General features: G+C 52.0%; 20 protein-coding genes. 12 read left to right on the forward strand and 8 right to left on the reverse strand.

Features of this window, described 5'->3' with window-relative positions; genetic code table 11:
- Positions 1 to 4 precede the first annotated feature (4 nt).
- The 3 genes from JRC49_02775 to JRC49_02785 all read right to left on the reverse strand — a co-directional run bounded on the left by JRC49_02775 (position 5) and on the right by JRC49_02785 (position 3,888).
- The gene (locus JRC49_02775; protein QTE71774.1) at positions 5 to 652 is read right to left on the reverse strand and encodes a TrkA family potassium uptake protein; all 648 of its coding nucleotides are present in this window, start codon (positions 650 to 652) and stop codon (positions 5 to 7) included.
- A 12-nt stretch (positions 653 to 664) separates the two neighbouring features.
- Positions 665 to 1,927, reverse strand: coding sequence for a Trk family potassium uptake protein (locus JRC49_02780; GenBank protein QTE72774.1), 1,263 nt, complete (start codon positions 1,925 to 1,927; stop codon positions 665 to 667).
- Positions 1,928 to 2,160: 233 nt separating this feature from the next.
- Positions 2,161 to 3,888 carry a proline--tRNA ligase gene (locus JRC49_02785; GenBank protein QTE71775.1) on the reverse strand — a complete coding sequence of 576 codons (1,728 nt, stop codon included), beginning with the start codon at positions 3,886 to 3,888 and terminating at the stop codon, positions 2,161 to 2,163.
- Between the two features lie 474 nt (positions 3,889 to 4,362).
- Here JRC49_02785 and JRC49_02790 point away from each other — a divergent pair, with 474 nt between their 5' ends.
- The 4 genes from JRC49_02790 (at position 4,363) to JRC49_02805 (ending at position 8,280) form a co-directional block, all read left to right on the forward strand.
- Entirely contained in the window at positions 4,363 to 5,433 is a 1,071-nt protein-coding gene (locus JRC49_02790) for a DUF4003 family protein (GenBank protein ID QTE71776.1), read from the forward strand.
- Positions 5,434 to 5,456: 23 nt separating this feature from the next.
- On the forward strand, positions 5,457 to 6,506 hold the full coding sequence (locus JRC49_02795) for a M42 family metallopeptidase (GenBank protein QTE71777.1): 1,050 nt from the start codon (positions 5,457 to 5,459) through the stop codon (positions 6,504 to 6,506).
- A 296-nt stretch (positions 6,507 to 6,802) separates the two neighbouring features.
- Positions 6,803 to 7,615, forward strand: a complete 813-nt coding sequence (locus tag JRC49_02800) for a helix-turn-helix domain-containing protein (protein ID QTE71778.1) — start codon at positions 6,803 to 6,805, stop codon at positions 7,613 to 7,615.
- Between the two features lie 2 nt (positions 7,616 to 7,617).
- Positions 7,618 to 8,280, forward strand: coding sequence for an HAD-IA family hydrolase (locus JRC49_02805; GenBank protein ID QTE71779.1), 663 nt, complete (start codon positions 7,618 to 7,620; stop codon positions 8,278 to 8,280).
- A gap of 56 nt (positions 8,281 to 8,336) precedes the next feature.
- Here JRC49_02805 and JRC49_02810 read toward each other — a convergent pair whose 3' ends face one another.
- Entirely contained in the window at positions 8,337 to 8,981 is a 645-nt protein-coding gene (locus JRC49_02810) for a class I SAM-dependent methyltransferase (GenBank protein ID QTE71780.1), read from the reverse strand.
- Positions 8,982 to 9,245: 264 nt separating this feature from the next.
- On the opposite strand from JRC49_02810, the gene JRC49_02815 reads away from it, so the two are divergent.
- Both JRC49_02815 and JRC49_02820 read left to right on the forward strand, forming a co-directional pair.
- Positions 9,246 to 9,830 (forward strand): DJ-1/PfpI family protein, encoded by a 585-nt coding sequence (locus tag JRC49_02815; GenBank protein ID QTE71781.1) that lies wholly within the window; start codon positions 9,246 to 9,248, stop codon positions 9,828 to 9,830.
- A 57-nt stretch (positions 9,831 to 9,887) separates the two neighbouring features.
- Positions 9,888 to 10,553: a hypothetical protein gene (locus JRC49_02820; protein QTE71782.1), complete on the forward strand. Its 666-nt coding sequence runs from the start codon at positions 9,888 to 9,890 to the stop codon at positions 10,551 to 10,553.
- Between the two features lie 71 nt (positions 10,554 to 10,624).
- On the opposite strand, the gene JRC49_02825 is transcribed toward JRC49_02820, so the two are convergent.
- The gene (locus JRC49_02825; GenBank protein QTE71783.1) at positions 10,625 to 11,839 is read right to left on the reverse strand and encodes a glycoside hydrolase family 18 protein; all 1,215 of its coding nucleotides are present in this window, start codon (positions 11,837 to 11,839) and stop codon (positions 10,625 to 10,627) included.
- Between the two features lie 254 nt (positions 11,840 to 12,093).
- Between JRC49_02825 and JRC49_02830 the strand changes: the two genes are divergently transcribed.
- Positions 12,094 to 12,939 (forward strand): CPBP family intramembrane metalloprotease, encoded by an 846-nt coding sequence (locus JRC49_02830; GenBank protein QTE71784.1) that lies wholly within the window; start codon positions 12,094 to 12,096, stop codon positions 12,937 to 12,939.
- 130 nt (positions 12,940 to 13,069) lie between these two features.
- Complete coding sequence (locus JRC49_02835; protein ID QTE71785.1) at positions 13,070 to 13,546, forward strand: SH3 domain-containing protein; 477 nt, start codon at positions 13,070 to 13,072, stop codon at positions 13,544 to 13,546.
- 60 nt (positions 13,547 to 13,606) lie between these two features.
- Here JRC49_02835 and JRC49_02840 read toward each other — a convergent pair whose 3' ends face one another.
- The 3 genes from JRC49_02840 to JRC49_02850 are packed head-to-tail and all read right to left on the reverse strand — an operon-like array spanning position 13,607 to position 16,340.
- The gene (locus tag JRC49_02840; protein ID QTE71786.1) at positions 13,607 to 14,443 is read right to left on the reverse strand and encodes a CPBP family intramembrane metalloprotease; all 837 of its coding nucleotides are present in this window, start codon (positions 14,441 to 14,443) and stop codon (positions 13,607 to 13,609) included.
- Between the two features lie 28 nt (positions 14,444 to 14,471).
- The gene (locus tag JRC49_02845; GenBank protein ID QTE72775.1) at positions 14,472 to 15,719 is read right to left on the reverse strand and encodes an MFS transporter; all 1,248 of its coding nucleotides are present in this window, start codon (positions 15,717 to 15,719) and stop codon (positions 14,472 to 14,474) included.
- A gap of 9 nt (positions 15,720 to 15,728) precedes the next feature.
- The gene (locus JRC49_02850) at positions 15,729 to 16,340 is read right to left on the reverse strand and encodes a TetR/AcrR family transcriptional regulator (protein ID QTE71787.1); all 612 of its coding nucleotides are present in this window, start codon (positions 16,338 to 16,340) and stop codon (positions 15,729 to 15,731) included.
- A gap of 223 nt (positions 16,341 to 16,563) precedes the next feature.
- Here JRC49_02850 and JRC49_02855 point away from each other — a divergent pair, with 223 nt between their 5' ends.
- The 4 genes from JRC49_02855 to JRC49_02870 are packed head-to-tail and all read left to right on the forward strand — an operon-like array spanning position 16,564 to position 18,871.
- Positions 16,564 to 17,112, forward strand: coding sequence for a GNAT family N-acetyltransferase (locus tag JRC49_02855; GenBank protein ID QTE71788.1), 549 nt, complete (start codon positions 16,564 to 16,566; stop codon positions 17,110 to 17,112).
- Between the two features lie 22 nt (positions 17,113 to 17,134).
- Entirely contained in the window at positions 17,135 to 17,689 is a 555-nt protein-coding gene (locus JRC49_02860) for a hypothetical protein (GenBank protein QTE72776.1), read from the forward strand.
- Between the two features lie 4 nt (positions 17,690 to 17,693).
- On the forward strand, positions 17,694 to 18,239 hold the full coding sequence (locus JRC49_02865) for a GNAT family N-acetyltransferase (GenBank protein QTE71789.1): 546 nt from the start codon (positions 17,694 to 17,696) through the stop codon (positions 18,237 to 18,239).
- Positions 18,240 to 18,256: 17 nt separating this feature from the next.
- A complete protein-coding gene (locus tag JRC49_02870) occupies positions 18,257 to 18,871 on the forward strand; it encodes a 2-dehydropantoate 2-reductase (protein QTE71790.1) in 615 nt (204 codons plus the stop codon).
- Positions 18,872 to 18,969 lie beyond the last annotated feature (98 nt).

The following is an 18,969-nucleotide window of genomic DNA, read 5'->3' on the forward strand; positions in this document are numbered from 1 at the left end:
TCGGTTATATTCTGAAGCACTTCTGAACGTCTTTCCATTTACCGAGCACGAGGATGGTCTGGTTTTCCTGCAGCATTGTATCGCCGGTAACCACCATACTCGGCTGGCCGTCTCCCCGGACCGCCAGGATGTTCAGGTTATACTTTCTGCGTATATCCAGTCCGCCGACTGTCTTCCCATGCCATTCTGCAGGCACTGAAAGGTCATAGATGGCATACTCGCTGTCCAGCGCGATATAATCCAGCACATGCTCTGTAGTATGGCGGATCGCGGTCCAGGCAGCCAGCTGGCCTTCCGGATACACCACGTCATCCGCCCCGTTCCGCAGCAGGAACTTTTTGTGCACTTCACGGGAAGCACGGGATACCACCTTTTTGGCTCCCAGTTCCTTCAGCAGTGAAGTGGTTTCCAGGGAACTCTGGAAATCCTCACCAATGGTCACAATGCAAACGTCAAAGTTATCAACACCAAGCGAACGAAGGAAGGTTTCACTGGTTGCGTCCCCGATCTGCGCGTCTGTCACCAGCGGAAGAATCTCGTTGACCCGTTCCTCGTTCTTATCCACTGCGAGCACCTGATGGTGAAGCTCGTTCAGTTTTTCCGCCACACCGCGGCCAAACCGTCCCAGTCCGATCAGCAATACAGATTTCATTTTCTTCTCCTTTTATCCAACCGTAACTTTCTCCATGGGCAGCGTACAGCATGTGGTTTTCCGGACCGACTGTGCCGCGTAGATCAGCGTCAGGCCGCCCACCCTGCCCATGAACATCAGTGCCACCAGGATCAGTCTCGAAAGGTCGCCGATCCGGGTCGTAATCCCCAGGCTCAGTCCGACTGTGCCCAGTGCGGAAGCCGTTTCAAAAAGGCAGCTTCTCAGCGGAAGAGCTTCAAGCTTGCTGATGATCAGTCCGCCGGCAAAAAACAGGGCGAAATACATAATCATCAGCGCCACTGCGTTCTTTACCGCGTCATCCCCGATACGTCTTCCGAAGCAGGTAATATGTTCTTTCCTTCGGAAGATTGCAATTGCCGTCAGCAGCAGAACCGCGCCCGTGGTGGTTTTCATACCACCCGCGGTTGATCCGGGTGATCCGCCGATCAGCATCCACAGGATCATAAGCGCCTGGCTGCTTCCGCCAACGTTATTCAGCTCCATGGTGTTGAAACCGGCGGTCCGCAGCGTCACCGACTGGAACAGGGACGGCAGGATTCTTTCCCCTGCCGGCAGCTGTTTCATTTCGGAGAAGCACAGCCACAGGAACGGAATCAGGATCATCACGCCGGAAGCCGTCAGGGCAATCTTGCTCTGCAGGCGGTACTGTTTCAGGCGGAAGCGATGCTCCTTCACGTCATTCCATACCAGGAATCCGATACCGCCGATGGTGATCAACAGTACCAGCACAATATTAACCAGTACGTTCTGGGCATAAGTGGTCATGGAAGAATACGCCCCATGAACGCCCATCAGGTCAAAACCGGCATTACAGAAAGCGGATACGGCGTGGAATACTGAAAACCAGATTCCCTGACCCCATCCGAATTCGGGGATGAAAACCGGCATCAGCAGCAGTGCGCCAATCAGCTCAATGCTCAGTGATGTCAGGACAATAAAGCGTGTCAGTTTTACAATGCCGCCGACCTGCGGTGCGGAGATAGCTTCCTGCATAACGCTCCGCTGCATCAGACCGATCCTGCGGCCGGAGATAAACGCCAGTGTAAGAGCCGCGGTAACCACACCCATTCCGCCGATCTGAATCAGCATCAGGATAACCGCCTGTCCGAACACGGACCAGTGACTGACTGTATCCCGTACAACCAGGCCGGTTACACAGACGGCGGAAGTTGCCGTAAACACACAGTCTGAAAAGCAAGCTCCGCCAGGTTGCTTGCTGGAAATCGGGAGCATCAGCAGCAGCGTCCCGACCATGATAATCAGAAAAAATCCCAGAGCGATAATCTGGAAAGTTGTGATCCGATGATTTCCCCAGATTCTCACAAAAAGCCTCCCTCCATTACCATAGTTATGGTAATGGAGAGGCCATTAGCATCACGTTAGAATCTTCTGCGCTTTATAAAGATAGTATTAAGACAGATATTATTCAGTGTTCTAGGATACAAAAAAGCCTGTCTTTTCAGACAGGCTTATTAAACTTGATAGGATTACAGCTTGCACTCCAGTTTCGCCAGGGCGTCCTCAACAAAGCGGACCACAAAGTCCTCCGCTTCATTCACCGGCACGAGTTCCTTCATGGACTTATCGCGGGTCGCGATTTCGATGGTGCCGTTCTGGAGGCCCTTGGGGCTGACAACCACGCGCAGCGGCACGCCGAACAGGTCAGCGTCGGAGAACATGACGCCGGCGGAAACGCTGCGGTCATCCCACAGTACTTCAACGCCGCGGGCGGTCAGGGCGTCATACAGCTTCTGGCTTATCTCGATCACTTCCGGCTGGTCGGCTCTCAGGGAGCAGATCTGCACGTGCCAGGGAGCGATACTCATGGGCCAGACGGGGCCGTAATCATCGTGATGTGCTTCGCAAACGGAAGCGGCCAGGCGGCCTACGCCGATACCGTAGCAGCCCATGATGGGATGCTTCAGGCTGCCATCCTGGTCCACATAGGTCATATCCATAGACTCGGTGTATTTGGTACCCAGCTGGAAGATGTTACCTACCTCAATACCGCGGCTGGTGTAGATGGAGGGCTTGCCGCATACCGGGCAGATACCGCCGTCAAAGGCCTTGGCCACGTCCACGTATTCAACTTCGCCGATATCCCGGGCGATGTTGAAGCCGATGTAGTGTTTGTCCTCCTCGCAGGCGCCGGTGGCCAGCCACTCGATGCCCTTCAGGGAGCTGTCATATACAATGGTCGTGCCTTCCGGCAGGCCCATCGGTCCGGTGAAGCCGGCATGGATGCCGCTGTCTTCGGTCACAACGGCGGGATGCACTTCAGCCTTCAGGTAGTTGCGCAGCTTGGTCTCATTCACGTCCAGGTCGCCGCGAACAAACACGATCACGAAGGAATCGTCCACGTTGCGCTGGTACATCACAGCCTTGCAGGTCTGCTGGGGCTTGATCTTCAGGAAGGCACACAGGTCTTCAATTGTCTTGACGTTGGGGGTGTCCACCTTTTCCAGCGGAGCAATCTCACCGGGCTCATTGTTCAGCAGGCAGGGAGCCGCTTCCATGTTGGCACGGTAGTCGCAGTCATGGCACAGCACGATGGTGTCTTCGCCCACGTCGGTCAGCAGCATGTATTCATGGCTCACCTTGCCGCCCATCATACCGCTGTCGCTGGCCACCGCCACAACCTCCGGCACGCCGCAGCGGGCATAGATGCGGTTGTAGGCTTCGTAGCAGCGCATATAGTACTGCTCCAGGTCTTCCTGGGAGGTGTGGAAGGAGTAGGCGTCCTTCATGGTGAACTCGCGCACACGGATCAGGCCGCCGCGGCAGCGGGGTTCATCCCGGAACTTCGTCTGGATCTGGTAGATCATGAACGGATACTGGGTATAGGAGTCAGCCACGTCCGTCATCAGCTGGACGGAAGCTTCCTCATGGGTCATACCAAGCACCATATCTCCGCCGGAACGGTCTTTGAACCGCAGCAGTTCAGAACCGATGGAATCATACCGGCCGGACTTGCGCCACATATCTGCGGGCATGGTAACCGGGAACAGCACTTCCTGTCCGTCGATGCGGTTCATCTCCTGGCGGATGATGTTTTCGATCTTCGCGGTGATACGCTTGGTGATGGGAAACAGCGTAAAGATGCCGTTGCCCACGGGCTTGATGTAGCCGCCGCGCATCATCAGTGCCTGGCTGGCAATCTGACAGTCCGCAGGAGTTTCCTTGAAACGCTTGGATACGAGATTTCTGACCTTCATAAAATGACCTCCCAGTACTTCACATAAAAACAGCCTGTCCCTGTGCAGGGACGAGGCTGATGCTTCGCGGTACCACCTTGCTTGACGGCGTATGCCGTCATCTCTCTGCCCTGTATCGGGAGCCCCCGGCGGAATTTCACCTCATCGGCGCTTACTTCCGCGCACTCTGGAGACGGGCGGCCTGTTCGCCGGTGAATACGCACCTTTCAGCCTTGGATGCGCTCTCTGCAAATCCCCTGCGGAGCCTTCTCCTTCATCGTACGGCATCCATTATATAAAGGATTGGGCAAATATGCAAGATGTTTTATAAATCAGGCCTTCCGGCTGTTGTCTGGGCTCCCTTTAACCCTTCAGCAACTTATTCCCTTCAGTGGTTTCTGACATGAATATCCGAATTTAGAACAACAAAAGTTACATCTTCCGGGCTGCTGTATGCTATAATTTCAGATAATTGTTCAGAACAAAAGAAAAGGAATGAAGAATATGAAGCCGGAACTGGAAAAACTCTGCGCGGACTACATTGCAAACCGGGATACCGTTGGAAAAGTTTTCAAATGGGACAGCAATGACCTTTATACCGTATGTGCCAATGTGTTCTGTGCCTGCGGGCAGACGGCAGACACTGACCGCCTGAAGGAATGCCGTGAAGTCATCAAAAAGCACACGGGGCTCTTTTCCAAATTCCGGAGTAAAAAGGTTCGTTCCATCCTGGCAAGCATGCTCTCCCTGGTGGAAAAACCGGAAGAGCGGATGACTCTCGCCAATGATTATTTCAGTCTGCTGAAGCGGCATTTCAAGGGCACGGAGTATCTTGTGCTGACCGCGTTCCTGCTTGCCGATCTCGCTGATCAGACCCTGACGGAAGAAACAGCACTCCGCGGCAAACAGATTTACCGCCGGATGAATCAGAAGCACCGTATCCTCACAAATAAAACGGACAGCGTCTTTGCAATGCTCATGGCGTTCTCCGGCAAATCAGAAGATGAACTGACTGAGGAAGTGGAAGCCGGCTACCTGGCCCTTAAAAAGCACTTCTCCAACAGCGGCGCCTCCCAGACCGCCGCCCAGGTCTTTTCCATGACTGGCGGCCTGCCGGAGGAAAAAGCGCAGCGGCTGAATGATCTGTATGACGCCCTGACGGAAGCGGAAATCAAGTACGGCCATGCTGACGAACTGGCTCCGCTGGCCGCCCTGTCCATCTCGGATACTCCCATTCCAACCCTGGTGGAAGAAATTAAGGAAGCGGATGAGTTCCTTAAAGACCAGAAAGGCTACGGCACTAAAGAGGACGAACTGAAAAAGCGCGCCTTGCATGCTGTGATGATCGTATCCGATCAGTATAAGGGCACAGCCCAGGTGAACGTCACCCTGATGACCAATACCCTGGACATGCTGTTTGCTAAACAACAGGCTTCCCGTTTCTCCTTTGCCGTCCATGTTGTGGAAGCACTGCTTAAGATGGTTGCCGCGTCTCATGAAGGAAAAGACGAGGCCAAAGTCGAAACAGACAACAAATCCGATGCGCAAAAGCAGCCGGAAGAATAACAAAGTGAACAAAGGGATTTATTATGAAAAAGATCAGTCTGAAGAAGTACACAGATTTCCTGGTTAAGGAAACCGAAACCCTCCTGAACATCGATTCCCCTACAGGCTATACGGAAAATGCGGCCGCGTGGGTATTGGATGAATTTACGAAACTTGGTTTTGACGCAAAGCTTACCAACAAAGGCGGAGTACTTGTTTCTTTCGGCGGCAGCGACAAGGATAACGGTCTGCTTCTGGAAGCGCATGTCGATACCCTTGGCGGTATGGTTGCGGAAATCAAAGGAAACGGACGTCTCCGTCTCACCAACCTGGGCGGTATGAATCCCAACAACGCCGAAACGGAGAATGTGCGTGTTGTGACAAAATTCAACGGGGTCTATGAAGGAACCTTCCAGCTCTGCAACGCTTCGATCCATGTGAACGGCGAGTACAACAACGTCAAACGCGGATGGGACACCTGTGAGGTTGTCCTGGATGAGGATGTAAAGAAAAAGGAAGACACGGAAAAGCTCGGTATCGCGGTTGGCGATATCGTATGCTTTGAGCCGAATGTCCGGATCACCAAAACCGGCTACATCAAATCCCGCTTCCTGGATGACAAACTGAGCGTCGGCATTCTCCTCGGGCTTGCAAAATACATCCGGGATGAAAAGATTGTCCCGAAGCGCGCGCTTTATGCCCACATCACCGTTTTTGAAGAGGTCGGCCACGGCGGATCCGGCAATGTCCCGGAAGGATGCACAGAAGCCGTTTCCGTGGATATGGGCTGCGTGGGTGAAGGCTTGCAGTGCACGGAAAAGCAGGTTTCCATCTGTGCCAAGGACAGCGGCGGTCCCTACAGCTATCCTGTTGTGAAAGGCCTCATTGAAGCAGCCAAGGCAAGCGGAGCAGACTATGCGGTGGATATCTATCCGCATTACGGAAGCGATGTGGAAGCCACGCTCGGAGCCGGCAACGATCTCCGTCATGGATTGATCGGCGCCGGAGTATATGCTTCCCATGGTTATGAGAGAAGCCACCGGGACGGTGCGGAAAACGTGCTGCGCCTGTTGGTTGCCTACGCGCTGGCGTAAGAGGATACTGGTAGAGTAAGCCGAATATCAGCCTGCTGGGCTGTTGGCAAAACCAAAGTGGACACTGTGCAGATGGTCTCCAGTGTCCACTTTGTCATTTCGACCGAAGGCGCAGCCGTAGTGGAGAAATCCCTTGCTGCGTCCGAAGGACGAATGAACACCCGGGAATACCCCGGGTGTTCGATTATTCTACTATTGGTTGATTTTTCTTTTCAATTCTCCAAACAGATTATTGTTTTCGTGGAATTCTCCCCTATAATGGACTCATCAGAAGATGAATTCCGGGGAGGGGTACCATGAGTATCGGTGAAACGATTACCAGGAAACGCAAAGCTCTGGGAATGACGCAAAAGGAGCTGGCAGAGAAATTATCCGTCTCCTTCCAGGCTGTTTCAAAGTGGGAAACAGACGCATCCCATCCGGATGTGGAACTGCTGACAGCCCTTGCGGAAGTATTGGGAACAACCGTGGACGCCCTTGTGGGATACCGGTCTCCGATCCTGGCCGATTATGAGGAAAGATACCAGACTTCAGAATACTATTGGGGTATTGAACCCAACCGTCTTTGCTATGATATCCTGCGGCTGCGGCCGCCGGTAAAGCCCTACAAGGTACTGGATATCGGCTGCGGCGAAGGAAAGGATGCCGTTTTCCTGGCCCGGAACGGCTACCGCGTGTCCGCCATTGATATTGCTGAAAACGGTCTGGAAAAGGGTCGTATCCTGGCGGAAAGATGCAACACCCGCGTGGATTTCTTCAAGGCTGATATCTCGGATTATCGGTTGACAGAAAAATACGACATCATCCTGAGCAGCGGCGTTTTCCACTTCCTGCGCCCGGACATCCGGGAAGAAGTCACGGATAACCTGAAAAAGTATACCAATGACAGCGGGCTGCACGCGCTCAACGTGTTCGTATCCAAGCCCTATCTGAAGCGCTCAGGAGAGAAAAAGGGCAACCGTTATGAGTGGAAGAGTGGAGAACTGTTCACATACTATCATGACTGGCATATGCACAGGATTGATGAGGAACTCTTTGACTGCAACAGCGGCGGTATTCCCCACCAGCACTGTATGGACATCATGGTCGCTGAAAAGAAGGTGAAATGAATATGAACATGTACGATTTCATCTTTTTTGATCTGGATGGAACGCTGACTGATTCCGGTCCCGGCATCATGAACGGATTTGCCTATGCCATCCGGCAAATAGAAGGCCGGGCGTCAGATCCCGCCGATCTGCGCAGATTCGTCGGACCTCCGCTAAAGGATTCTTTTGAAAAAGGTCTGGGATACTCCCCTGAAGAAACTGAACGTGCCATTTCCTTTTTCAGGGAATACTACAACGGTATGGGCGGGCGGCTTGAAAACAGTGTTTATCCCGGCATAGAGGACATGCTCTCCGGTTTGAAAGCTGCCGGAAAAAAACTGATTATTGCTACTTCCAAGGGACTCCGTGGAACTGAAATGGTACTGGAACACTTTGGGCTGCGCAAATACTTTGATGTGCTGGCCACTGCCAATGATACGGACAGGCAGGATAAGCCTGACGTTCTTCGGTATGCTGTCAGCCTATGCGGAGTCAATGATATACGGAAAGCTGTCATGGTCGGAGACCGTGAAAATGACATCACTGCCGCGCGTAATCTTGAAATGGACAGCATCGGAGTCCTGTATGGATACGGTGACCGGAACGAACTGACTAACGCCGGTGCAACCTTCCTGGCCGCCTCGGCATCAGAAGTTGAAAACCTGGTTTTGAATCCACGTGGATAAGCAGAAAGAAAACCCCTTGAGCAATCAAGGGGTTTTATCATTGGTCTCTGCAGGTATTATTCAGGTTTTCTGGCTACGCAATGCAAACGGAAGAAGCCTCTTGCTTCAAACAGTTCCATCTTCAGGCCCGCATTATTGCAGAGTGCTTCTACTTCCTTTCCACTGTACATATGAACATCCCCGTGACCGGTCAGGTTGATCAGCGGCACCTCCACATGGTTCATCAGCCAAAGCATCACTGCGCTTTTCGCCGTCATATCCCTCAATACCAGTCTTCCACCCGGACGAAGCACACGGTATACGCTGTTAAAGAAATCCTGGACGTTGGGATAATGATGAAAACTCTGGCAGCAGATAACCGCGTCAAATGAATTATCCTCAAACGGCAGGTTCTCACAGTCCCCTACCACAAGCTCGACGCCCTGCATATGCTTTGCCCTGGCAACCTCAATCATTTTCGGCGTCAGGTCTATGCCTGTATACCGCTTATCCGGGTATTTCTCCTTGAGCAGGGTCAGCATCGGGGCTGTCCCGCATCCGCAGTCAAGCAGATCATTGAACTCTTCTTTCTCCAGTTCGGCCAGCACATCCGGATAATCCTTCTTGCACATCTTATATACACCGGCCTGGTCTGTTTCATATACTTCAGCCGCTTTGGAGAACTCAGCAATGGATACTTTTTTATACTCTATACTGGACATATGAAGCCTCCTCTTTGAAAGACAATCTGTTGTTTAGTATTGTCTAATTGCAGATGTTAGCACCTGCCGTCATTGATGTCAAGGAAGCCATGCATATGCCAGTAGACGAGTATAATAATCATCCTGTTTTTTGACTGAATCGGGTTATGTTTGGTATGATAATACCGTTCACTCTGAAGTGATATGTCCCTGGGTAATCCAGGCATTGGAAGATAAGCCTGTCTTGTCTGGAATAATATAACCGGAAGGGTTTACTCGCGCGATATGAAAGTACTTTTGTTTTGCTGTAAAGGTTTTGAAATGATGGAATTCGCGCCCTTCTATGACGTTGTCGGATGGGCAAAAAGCGAATACGGTTATGATATTGAACTGGATACCTGTGGATTTAATTCATCCGTTCCCAGTGCTTTCTGGAACACTGAAATTAAGACAGATAAGTTGATCCGGGATATTCATGCTGAAGAATATGACGCCCTGGCCATCCCCGGCGGAGATCACCTCTACGGATATTTTGAAGAAGCCTATGACGAACGCTTTCTGGAACTGATCCGGGAATTCAATAATCAGGAAAAGGTCATCGCAAGCGTATGCGTTGCGGCGCTTCCCATAGGCAAAAGCGGCGTCCTGGCAGGAAGGAATGCCACTACCTATCATCTGGCGGATGGCTATCGCCAGAAAGAACTGGCCGGCTATGGTGTCAATGTGATCAACGAGCCCGTAGTAATCGACGGGAATATTATTTCGTCTTATTGTCCCCAGACCGCACCGGAGGTCGCTTTCGAAATGCTTGAAAGGCTTCTGGGCAAAGAGAAAGCAGCTACCGTCAGGTTCGGCATGGGGTTCAGATAAGTCCCCGGTAAAAAGGGAAAACTTATGAATCGTTTTACATTAAAGGAGGTAGAAACAATGAATCACTGCAAAAAAATAATGGCACTGCTTTGTGCCATGGTCTTCAGTCTGTCCTGCACATACTGTCTCGCAGAAGAAGAAGCGGCCGCCGCCCCGGACCTCTATGAAACCGGCCTTAAGGTTGTCGGTGTGATGAATGAAATGGTGCAGAGCCGGGATTATCTGGAAATATTCATGTCTGCCAGTGCCAACCTGGATACGCTTGAGGCAACGTTCAACACAGGCGACTATGACAAGCCGGTTGCCGTATACAGCCTGAAACAGGCAGACCCAATGGGATGGCTGAAAATGATGATGTCCGAAAGCGAGCAGGAAAAGTTTAACGCCCTTTCCCCTGCCCTGCAGGAGCAGCTCCTGGCCCGGGCCAGCGGCATCACCGCCCTTTCCAATATTATCAACGGCAAGAAGGGCGTGGATATTCTTTCCCTCACCTCTGCGCTGCAGGCCATCATGAACATGCCTGAACTGGAAATTGAAGAACCCGCATACTATCTGTTCATTTTTGAAAAGGGAGTGCCTGTATTGGTCACTTTGAGCTGGCATCATGCCACCGGCATGTTCCTCGTCCTGAGTGAAGCGGAAGCAGAATCCCCGGAAACAATCCAGGCATTGCTCCAGCCTTTGGGCATCGAAATGTCCCCTGTCGATATCCCTGCTCAATAAGCGTTGCAGCCCGATATAAAAACTCTGGCGGTCATCAGGCCGCCAGAGTTTTTTTACTTTTTGATAACCCTTCAGGGTTGCAGTCCCTTGTGCATCTGTGTGATCATCGGCCAGTCGTTATCGATGCTGTCACCATGCACTTCCCAGATGATCAGGCCGCCCAGTCCGTTGGCCTTGATATAGTCCAGCTTCGCCGCCAGGGACTCGGTGCTTTCATAGGTGATGAAGTCGAGATATTCGGGAGCTTCCGGATTGTCGTTCCACAGCCAGGCAGCGCCCTTTTCCGCGTCATAGCCCTTATGCCATCCGGGCGTTCCTTCCGGCACAGCAGCCTGCTCGATCGCCATAATGTCATGCCAGGTCATATCGTCAATCGCGTCAGCGGGAGCGCCAACGGTTTCTTCCGCCGCTTCACGCATCTTCCAGCCATGGCTGTACAGCGGAGAACCGATCGTGATCTTTTCCGCCGGCACACCCTGCTCCAGCAGGTATTTCACGGCCGTATCCGCGGAAACTTCACCCAGCAGCGCCGTATGATGGCCCGTGTTCTCCTCCCAGGAGCCGGCCATGTCATAGGTCATCAGGTTGATCTTGTCCACATAGGGATGCAGGGAAGCGTAATCCTGCTTGCTCAGGGACCAGCCGACAGAGGCGCCGGCACACACGGTCAGGATCTTCTTTCCTTCGCCGAAATGCTCATCCAGCGCTTCACGGAGCTCTTTCAGCATCAGGGTATAGTTGGTCCAGTCGTCACCCACCACCGGGCAGCCTTCGTCGCTTTCATCCTCGGGTTCACGTTCCACGCCGGGATACTCCCAGTCGATATCCAGGCCGGACAGGAAAGGATAAGCGTCCAGGGTATCCAGGCAGCTCTGGATGAAAGATCCGCGGCTTTCCTTGGTCAGTGCCATCTCGGAGAAGTGGCCGGAGTCCGTCCATCCGCCGATGGAGATCAGGATCTGCTTGTCAGGATATTTCTCCGCGCATTCCGCATACTGGGCGAAATGGGCTACGGGGTTGTCCGGATCCGTATCCGCCCAGGGATCGGTGGACACGATAGCGAAACCGCCGTCCTGAGGAATGACTTCCCAGAAAGCGTGGTTCACGCAGTCGATTCGATCCCACGGCAGGCCGTTCACATCCTGCCGGCTGTCGGAATAAATGTTCCAGTTCGGAAAGTAAACAGTCACGCCGGGTTCCTCTTTCTTCGTTTCGGCACAGGCGCCGCCCAGGAAAAGGGCACAGAGCAGGGCAGCAGTCAGTAACACGCAAAGGAGCTTCTTCATTGTTAATCCCTCCAAATGTAATTGTTGTCCCCTTGTTGGGCTCATTCTATCACACCTGGAATTGATCGTAATTGTCTCCCTTTGTGCTGTTGTTGTCAAGAATTGTGCTGTTATATTCATATGCTTCCGGATGCATATTTGTGTAACCGTTTCCGGCTGGAATGTCCCATTTTCAGGAAATAGTATTTTGTTGTAACGAAACCGGAACTTCTCCGTCTAACCAGCGTACCAAACAGAAAGGAAGGAGAAATTCCATGATAAACAAAGAAACTCAAAACTCAATTCACTCAGGCAGGCTGCTGTGGTATCTGCTGCTGGTAGCCGCGCTTTCAGCCTTTTGTTATGTCACACTGCATGTCTGGCTGCTGCCGTATTCTGTTGCTTACAGCGAAACAGGCGCTGTGTCTGTCGGCTATGTGCTGTACGTTATCATCGGTCTGCTGTTTTCCACGCCAACGCCCTTTATTGCCGTATTGATCATCTCCCTGATCAGGGACAAAATCAGCGTAAAGCAGTTGTTCAGCAATATCATGTACACGGAGAATAAGGGAAAAACCATTCTGATCACCGGCGGGTTTTGCCTGTTTACCCTCATATATGCAATCTTATTTGGTAAGCCCAACGGCACGGCATGGTACATGCTTCCGCTTCTCTTTATCGTCATGATCCCTTTTGTAGGCATCGCCGAGGAAACCGGCTGGCGGGGACTGCTCCAGCCTGAAATGGAGAAAAGGATGCCCTTCCCCTTTTCCGTCCTGACAACTTCCGTCATCTGGTATGCATGGCACTATCCGGTATGGCTTGATCCAACGTCTCACCATTACGGAGACAGCATGATCGGTTTCGGAATCACAATTCTGATCTGGGCCTTTGCCCTGGCGGCCATCTATAAGGCAACAAAAAGCATCATTGCCTGCGCGGTATATCACGCGTTTATTGACTCAATCGGCGTAATCTTTGACTGGAACGCTCTGTTCGATCCCTTCCCGGGCGATCTTTCCGCCAATGTATTCCGGATTCTCTGGCTGGCCGCTGCTCTTATCCTGTGGTTTGCCGCTGACAGAATGAATCATGGTCAAAAGCTGAAAACAGGAGTATAATAGCTGTAATCACAAAACAGCATATTGCCGCACAGGCTCCCCGCTCAGCGTCCCGAATGCACACAGGAGGAACAAAACGGCAAGGCGCATCGTTATATTTATTGAACACACGAAAAGGAGGTTGACGAGCATGAAGAAACATGTCTGGTTAACAATTCTGGCCCTGGTAATGATGATTGTTCTTGGAAGCGTTATAACTGCTCAGGCAGAGATTATTCCTCCCTATGGTCAAGGGCAGATCGGCCTTTCGGCCGTGGTTCTGTGCGAAGATCTGACTCTGCGTCAGGCTCCCGGCACCAACGCTGGCATCCTGGATACCCTGCATGACGGAGCCCGGATCATTGTATATGAGCAGAAAGACGGCTGGGCCCATATCTTTACCGGGGATTCTGAAGACAGCGCTGAAGGCTGGGTGAAGGCAGACTATCTGGCCATCGATCCAGCCTGGTTCAAAGCTGACAGCGCCACTCCGGTATATGCCTGGAATGACACCTCCGCCCTGAAGGTCGGCCTGCTGGACAAGGATACCGTCCTGCCCATCCTGAAGGATGACGGCGAATGGCTCGTTGTCGGCCTGCGCGGCGCCTCCGGATGGATTCATAAGTAAACATTTCCGACATGATTCAAGGGCACCTGCGATATCAGGTGCCCTTGTTCTTTCGCTTTTTTACTTTCCCGAAACAGAATCCAGCAATCTGCCTACATGGCGGGTTTCAAAAAACATGTCCCTCTTTGCAGCGACGATAATCACTGTAGCTGCTATAACGACAATAGTCTGCACGCATTTCGTCTCGGGCGTCATGGCGATCTTCTCCTGCATGAAATTGACAAACAGGTGGAAGACCATGCAGGCCAGAATCGACCGGTCACTGGCAAGGTAGACCCAGGTAATGATGAATCCTAGCGGAATGCCGCTGACAAAGAAGTTAATCACATACAGCGGATTAACCATCAGTCCCGCCTGGTATGTACCCTGGATGAAGATCAGCGGAAAATGCCAGAAAGACCAGAGTGCACCGAAAATCATGGATTCCCAGAACCAGTTCATATAGTTTCCGATGGAATCCTCACAGTATCCCTTCCAGCCCACTTCCTCGATAATCGAAGCAACCAGGATTGTCAGCAGCGCGCTGCCGATTCCCACACCGGTAAAGGAAAAATCCTCGGTAAAGGAGAACTGGCTCAGCGGCTGGCCAAATGCCAGGGACAGCAGGATGGAGCAGGCTGTAATCCCGGCGAATACCAGGATTGCCAGCAGGACGTTCATCCATTTCACCTTGTAAAAGCCGACGATCTTCTGCCGCAGGTCCTTTTTGAGTGCGTCTGATCCGGAGAAGACAACAAACAGTGTGGAAACCACCGCCGGAGCAATAAGCCCCAGCATCATCAGGAACGTGCCGGTGTTTCCTTTGATAAAGATTGCCGGTATCCAAAAAATCCATGTGAACAGATAAGCCAGTGCAAAAAACAACACAGGCCTGTATCGATAGGCTGTAGGCTGCATATTCATTTTTCTCCTTAATTCTTATTGTTTATGCTGTTTGTTCCGTTTTGTTTTCCAGTCCCCGGATGCTCCGGATGAAAAGCATGCTGACAGCGATGGCCGCCATCATTCCGCCCGCCGCCTGGATTACCATGGCGGATCCCCTTCCGACTCCCATGCCGGTCCACTGACCCAGTGCGTCAGCGGCAACGCCGGATACGGCATAGGCGATCACGTAGCCAAACTGGGACAGGAAGCCGATCAGTCCCCATACCCTGCCCTGGACATCGTCAGGAATATGGGTTCTCGTCAGGTAGTCCAGGCAGTTGTTGGCAAAAGGCAGGGCAGCAAAAAACAGGAACCCGGAAATGCAGATTGTGCAGATGTTTTCAAACAGGCCGAAACCGATCATCATAATCCCGGCAGCAGCAAGCGACATGCTCATGATGCCGGTAAAGTTCCTTTTGATTCCCCGCACGCCCAGGATCAGGCCGGATACCAGCATGCCGCTGGCACAGATGGTTTCAGTAATCCCCAGCGTTTTTTCATCTGAAAAAGAGAGCACCATAGGCTCCGCCAGGATCTGGAACATCCCCATAAACAGGGTGATAGCGGAGGAAACAAGTACCAGAAGCAGCACGCCTCTTTCAGACCGCAGGATCCTCCATCCGTCCCGGATACTGTCCAGAAGGCCCTCCTTCTTTTCCGCAGTTTTCTTTCCAATGCTTTTCCGAACCACCGCGGCACTGATCACCGTCAGGAAAAAGGTGCAGATATCAATCACCAGCAGCAGTTTCACGTCGCTGACCGTCAGCAGAAAACCAGCCAGGATCGGGGAAAACAGATATCGGGCACTGCCCGCCAGGGAAACCAGGCCGCTGGCCCGGGAAAACTCTTCCCTGGTCAGCAGGTCGGTAATCGTGGCACGGAATGCAGGCTCCAGCAGTGCGGAAAACACAGAGCTGATCAGTACGCCGATGCAGATCTGAGCCAGGGATGCGCCGCCGTTCATCATGCAGACCAGGATGAAAACAATGCCCAGCGCGGAGCACCCGTCACCGATCATCATCAGCAGCCGGCGGTCATACCGGTCCGCCAGGGCGCCCGCAGGCACACTGAGCAAAAGTGTAGGAAGAAATCCAAGCAGTGTGATCAGCGCCATGTTGGCTGCGCTTCCTGTCTGCTGGAAAATGTAAACCCCCAGGCCAAAGCTGGTCAGTCCGCCTCCGATGGATGAAATCAGTTCGCCTGCCCAGAGCAGGATAAATTTCCGTAGATTTGATTTGGTTTTCACTATGATCCTTCTTTACTGAATATCTTCCGCGTGCTGAATCAGCCCGCGGATAAATCCCATTGTCCCCGGCTCTGCGCCGAGGATTTTCTCTGTAGTATCAATAAAAACGTCGATCGTTGCGGGTGTGGCAGGAACATGCCCGTCAAACATGTCACCGCTGAGGATCATGATCATCCTGACCCGTTCCGGAATATTGTCACAGTGGAACAGGTCTTTTTCCACGCCCTCTTCTGCCGCCCGGGACAGGATCGGCACAATCAGATCATACAAACGCCCTTTGATCTTGTTATGCATCAGGATGTTTTCCGGCTGGTGCAGGGCGTTGTCAATCGTCCGCTCTTCCTGGGCAGGCTGGATGGACGCGATAATCCCGACGATCTTTTGAGGCACAGAAAGATCTGTATGGAGAACAGCTTCCGCTTTTTCCGCTTCCGCCTGCAGCATCATTTCAATCACTTCTTCCAGCATCTGTTCTTTGCTCTGGAAGTAATAGTAGTATGTGCCCTTGGCGATGCCAGCTTCCTCAATGATCTCATCCACGCTGGTATGCTCGTATCCCCTGGAAACAAACAGCCGGTAGGCAATCTGAATCAGATCCAGCTTACGCTTTTCCCCTTTTTTCATTCTGTGTTTCCTCCTAAACATTGTTCTTTGTGCACATTCAGAACAAAACCGACTGGCGGTCGATTGTGATTATAGAGTGTCTTTGGCGGTTTGTCAATCATTTTTCGACTGTTAGTCGGTTTTTCTTTTCACTGCTTCTTCCGCTTTGACTGTTCCCCCGGCTTCTGGTATGATCGATGCGATCACAGGCTGATTTCAATTCCTGATACACGGAGGATAGAATATGATCTGTTCTGCGGAAACACTCACGCTCCGGGACGGCCGGCAATGTACGCTTCGTTCCGTGGAGCCGGAAGATGCGCAGCTCATGCTGCAATATATGAAAGTCATGCTGGGTGAAACGCCTTTCCTGCTGCGTCCCCCGGAAGAGTTTAATTATACGGTGGAGGAAGAAGCTTCTGTACTGGCCGGGAGAAGAAATGATCCCCGCAGCCTGATGCTGGTGGCGGAGATGGATGGACGGATCATCGCCTGTGCGGATATATGTTCTCACGGTCCGAAGAGCCGTCTGATGCACCGTGGTGAACTCGGCATCTCAATCCTGAAGGATTACTGGCACCAGGGCATCGGTTCCGCTCTGATGGAACGGCTGATTGCCTTTGCCCAAAGGTCCGGTTATGAGCAGATTGAGCTGACTGTTGAGTCAAAGAACCGTCGCGCCATTAACCTGTACATGAAGTATGGATTCACGGTTTTCGGCACCCGTCCCCACGGTATGAAATATCCTGACGGCAGCTATGACAATGATTACCTGATGGTCAGAATGCTGTAAAAAACGTCCGGAGCATAGCATGATGTATCTGTATCACTATTTTGACAAACGGAGCGGCCCCTTCCGGAGTCTCACGGCGCTGCCTGCGGAGGAGGCTGAGAAAGTACTGAATCAGTTGAAAATGGAGCGTCCCGAATCCCTGTGTGCCCAGAGGGACGATACCTACATTGAGAAGCGGCGCAGCTGCGAGGCAGTTCTTCGCCGGGAGTTTGCGGCCAAGGGTGGAATCATGGAGATCCCTTCGCCTTATTACATGGTTGTGGAGCACAGTCCCTGGCTGAACACCTGGTTTGAGCAGGGAGACTTCCTGAAAATCCCGATCGAGGCGTTTGATACCCGAAAAATCTCCTTTACCTACGGGGACTCCATGCCCACCTTCAGTCCGCGTGTCAACGACGGAAAAGAATACAGGCGGAAGGTGTACACCTATGAAGAAATTCTGAAGGTCATTGAGAAATACGGACTGCCTCAGGACTGGAATGATGACGGTTCACACGGACCGGAACGGTACATAGAAGCACACGTCTGGTGTGACGATCCGGTCAGGCAGTACATAACACAAACGGAGCATAAATAAACAGATGAAATATACACAGAAGATCGTACTGAAAAACGGCACAGAGGCACTGATCCGGAACAGCGACGCACCGGACGGAGCCAATGTTTATGAAGCCTTTAACCTCACCCACGCAGAATCAGATTACCTGCTGTCATATCCTGATGAAAACAGTTATGATCCGGAACAGGAAGCTCAGTTCCTGGCTAAAAAAGCAGAAAGCCCGAATGAAATAGAGCTTGTTGCCATCATGGACGGCAAGATTGCCGGCATGGCCGGAATCGAAGCCGTCGGCAGCAAATACAAGGTAAAGCACCGCGCCGAATTCGGCATAAGTGTCCTGAAGGAATACTGGGGGCTCGGCCTGGGAAAAGCCCTCATGCAAGCCTGCATTCAGTGTGCCCGGGAAGCCGGATATGTCCAGCTGGAGCTGAACGTGGTTGCCGAAAACGAAAGAGCCATTGCATTATATAAAAGCCTGGGCTTTGAGGAATTCGGCCGGAATCCCCGGGGATTTAACTCCCGCACAAGCGGTTTTCAGGAACTGGTTTACATGCTGCTGAAGTTATAACAGAAGGATGTGTGACTGTGAATATCTATATCGATTTTGATGACTGCCTGTGCGAGTCCGGAAGGGCCTTTGGCAGGCTGGCTGCTGATCTGTTCGGAAAGAACGTTCCCTATGATGAGATACGGTATTTCAATCTTCAGCAGGCCTTCGACCTGACAGATGAACAGTATGACGAACTGCTCATCAAAGGTCATGAGCCGGATTTCCTTCTCTCCTTCGAAGAAGCGCCCGGGGCGTCTACAGTCATTAATGAATGGCTCCGCCAGGGGCATAATGTGTCGATTATCACCGGCCGTCCTTACAGTTCCTATGAGCCTTCCCGCGCATGGCTGGACAGCCACGGACTTCAGGATGTCAACGTGTATTTCCTGGATAAATACGGCAGGGAAAACTTCCTGAAAAACTGTAATTTCAGCCTGAAACTCGATGATTACTATAAAATGCAGTTTGATTACGCTATAGAAGATTCACCGCTGGCTTTCAGGTTCTTCGATCATTTGCCGGATCTTAAGGTCATGGTCTTTGACCGGCCATGGAACAGAGCCGCTGCCTTCCCGAACGGAAACTATCGCCGGTGTCCCGACTGGGAAACCATCCGGGCGATCGTGGCAAAGCAGCAGGAAATGAAATAACGCAGCACATAAAGGCACCCGCAATCGCAGGTGCCTTTTTGAATGCTGATTGAACTCCGGCAGGGATTACGGTATAATATTGATGAACGGAATGGAAA

The organism is Clostridiales bacterium FE2011 (genome assembly GCA_017569305.1).
Classification (GTDB): domain Bacteria; phylum Bacillota; class Clostridia; order Christensenellales; family Aristaeellaceae; genus Aristaeella.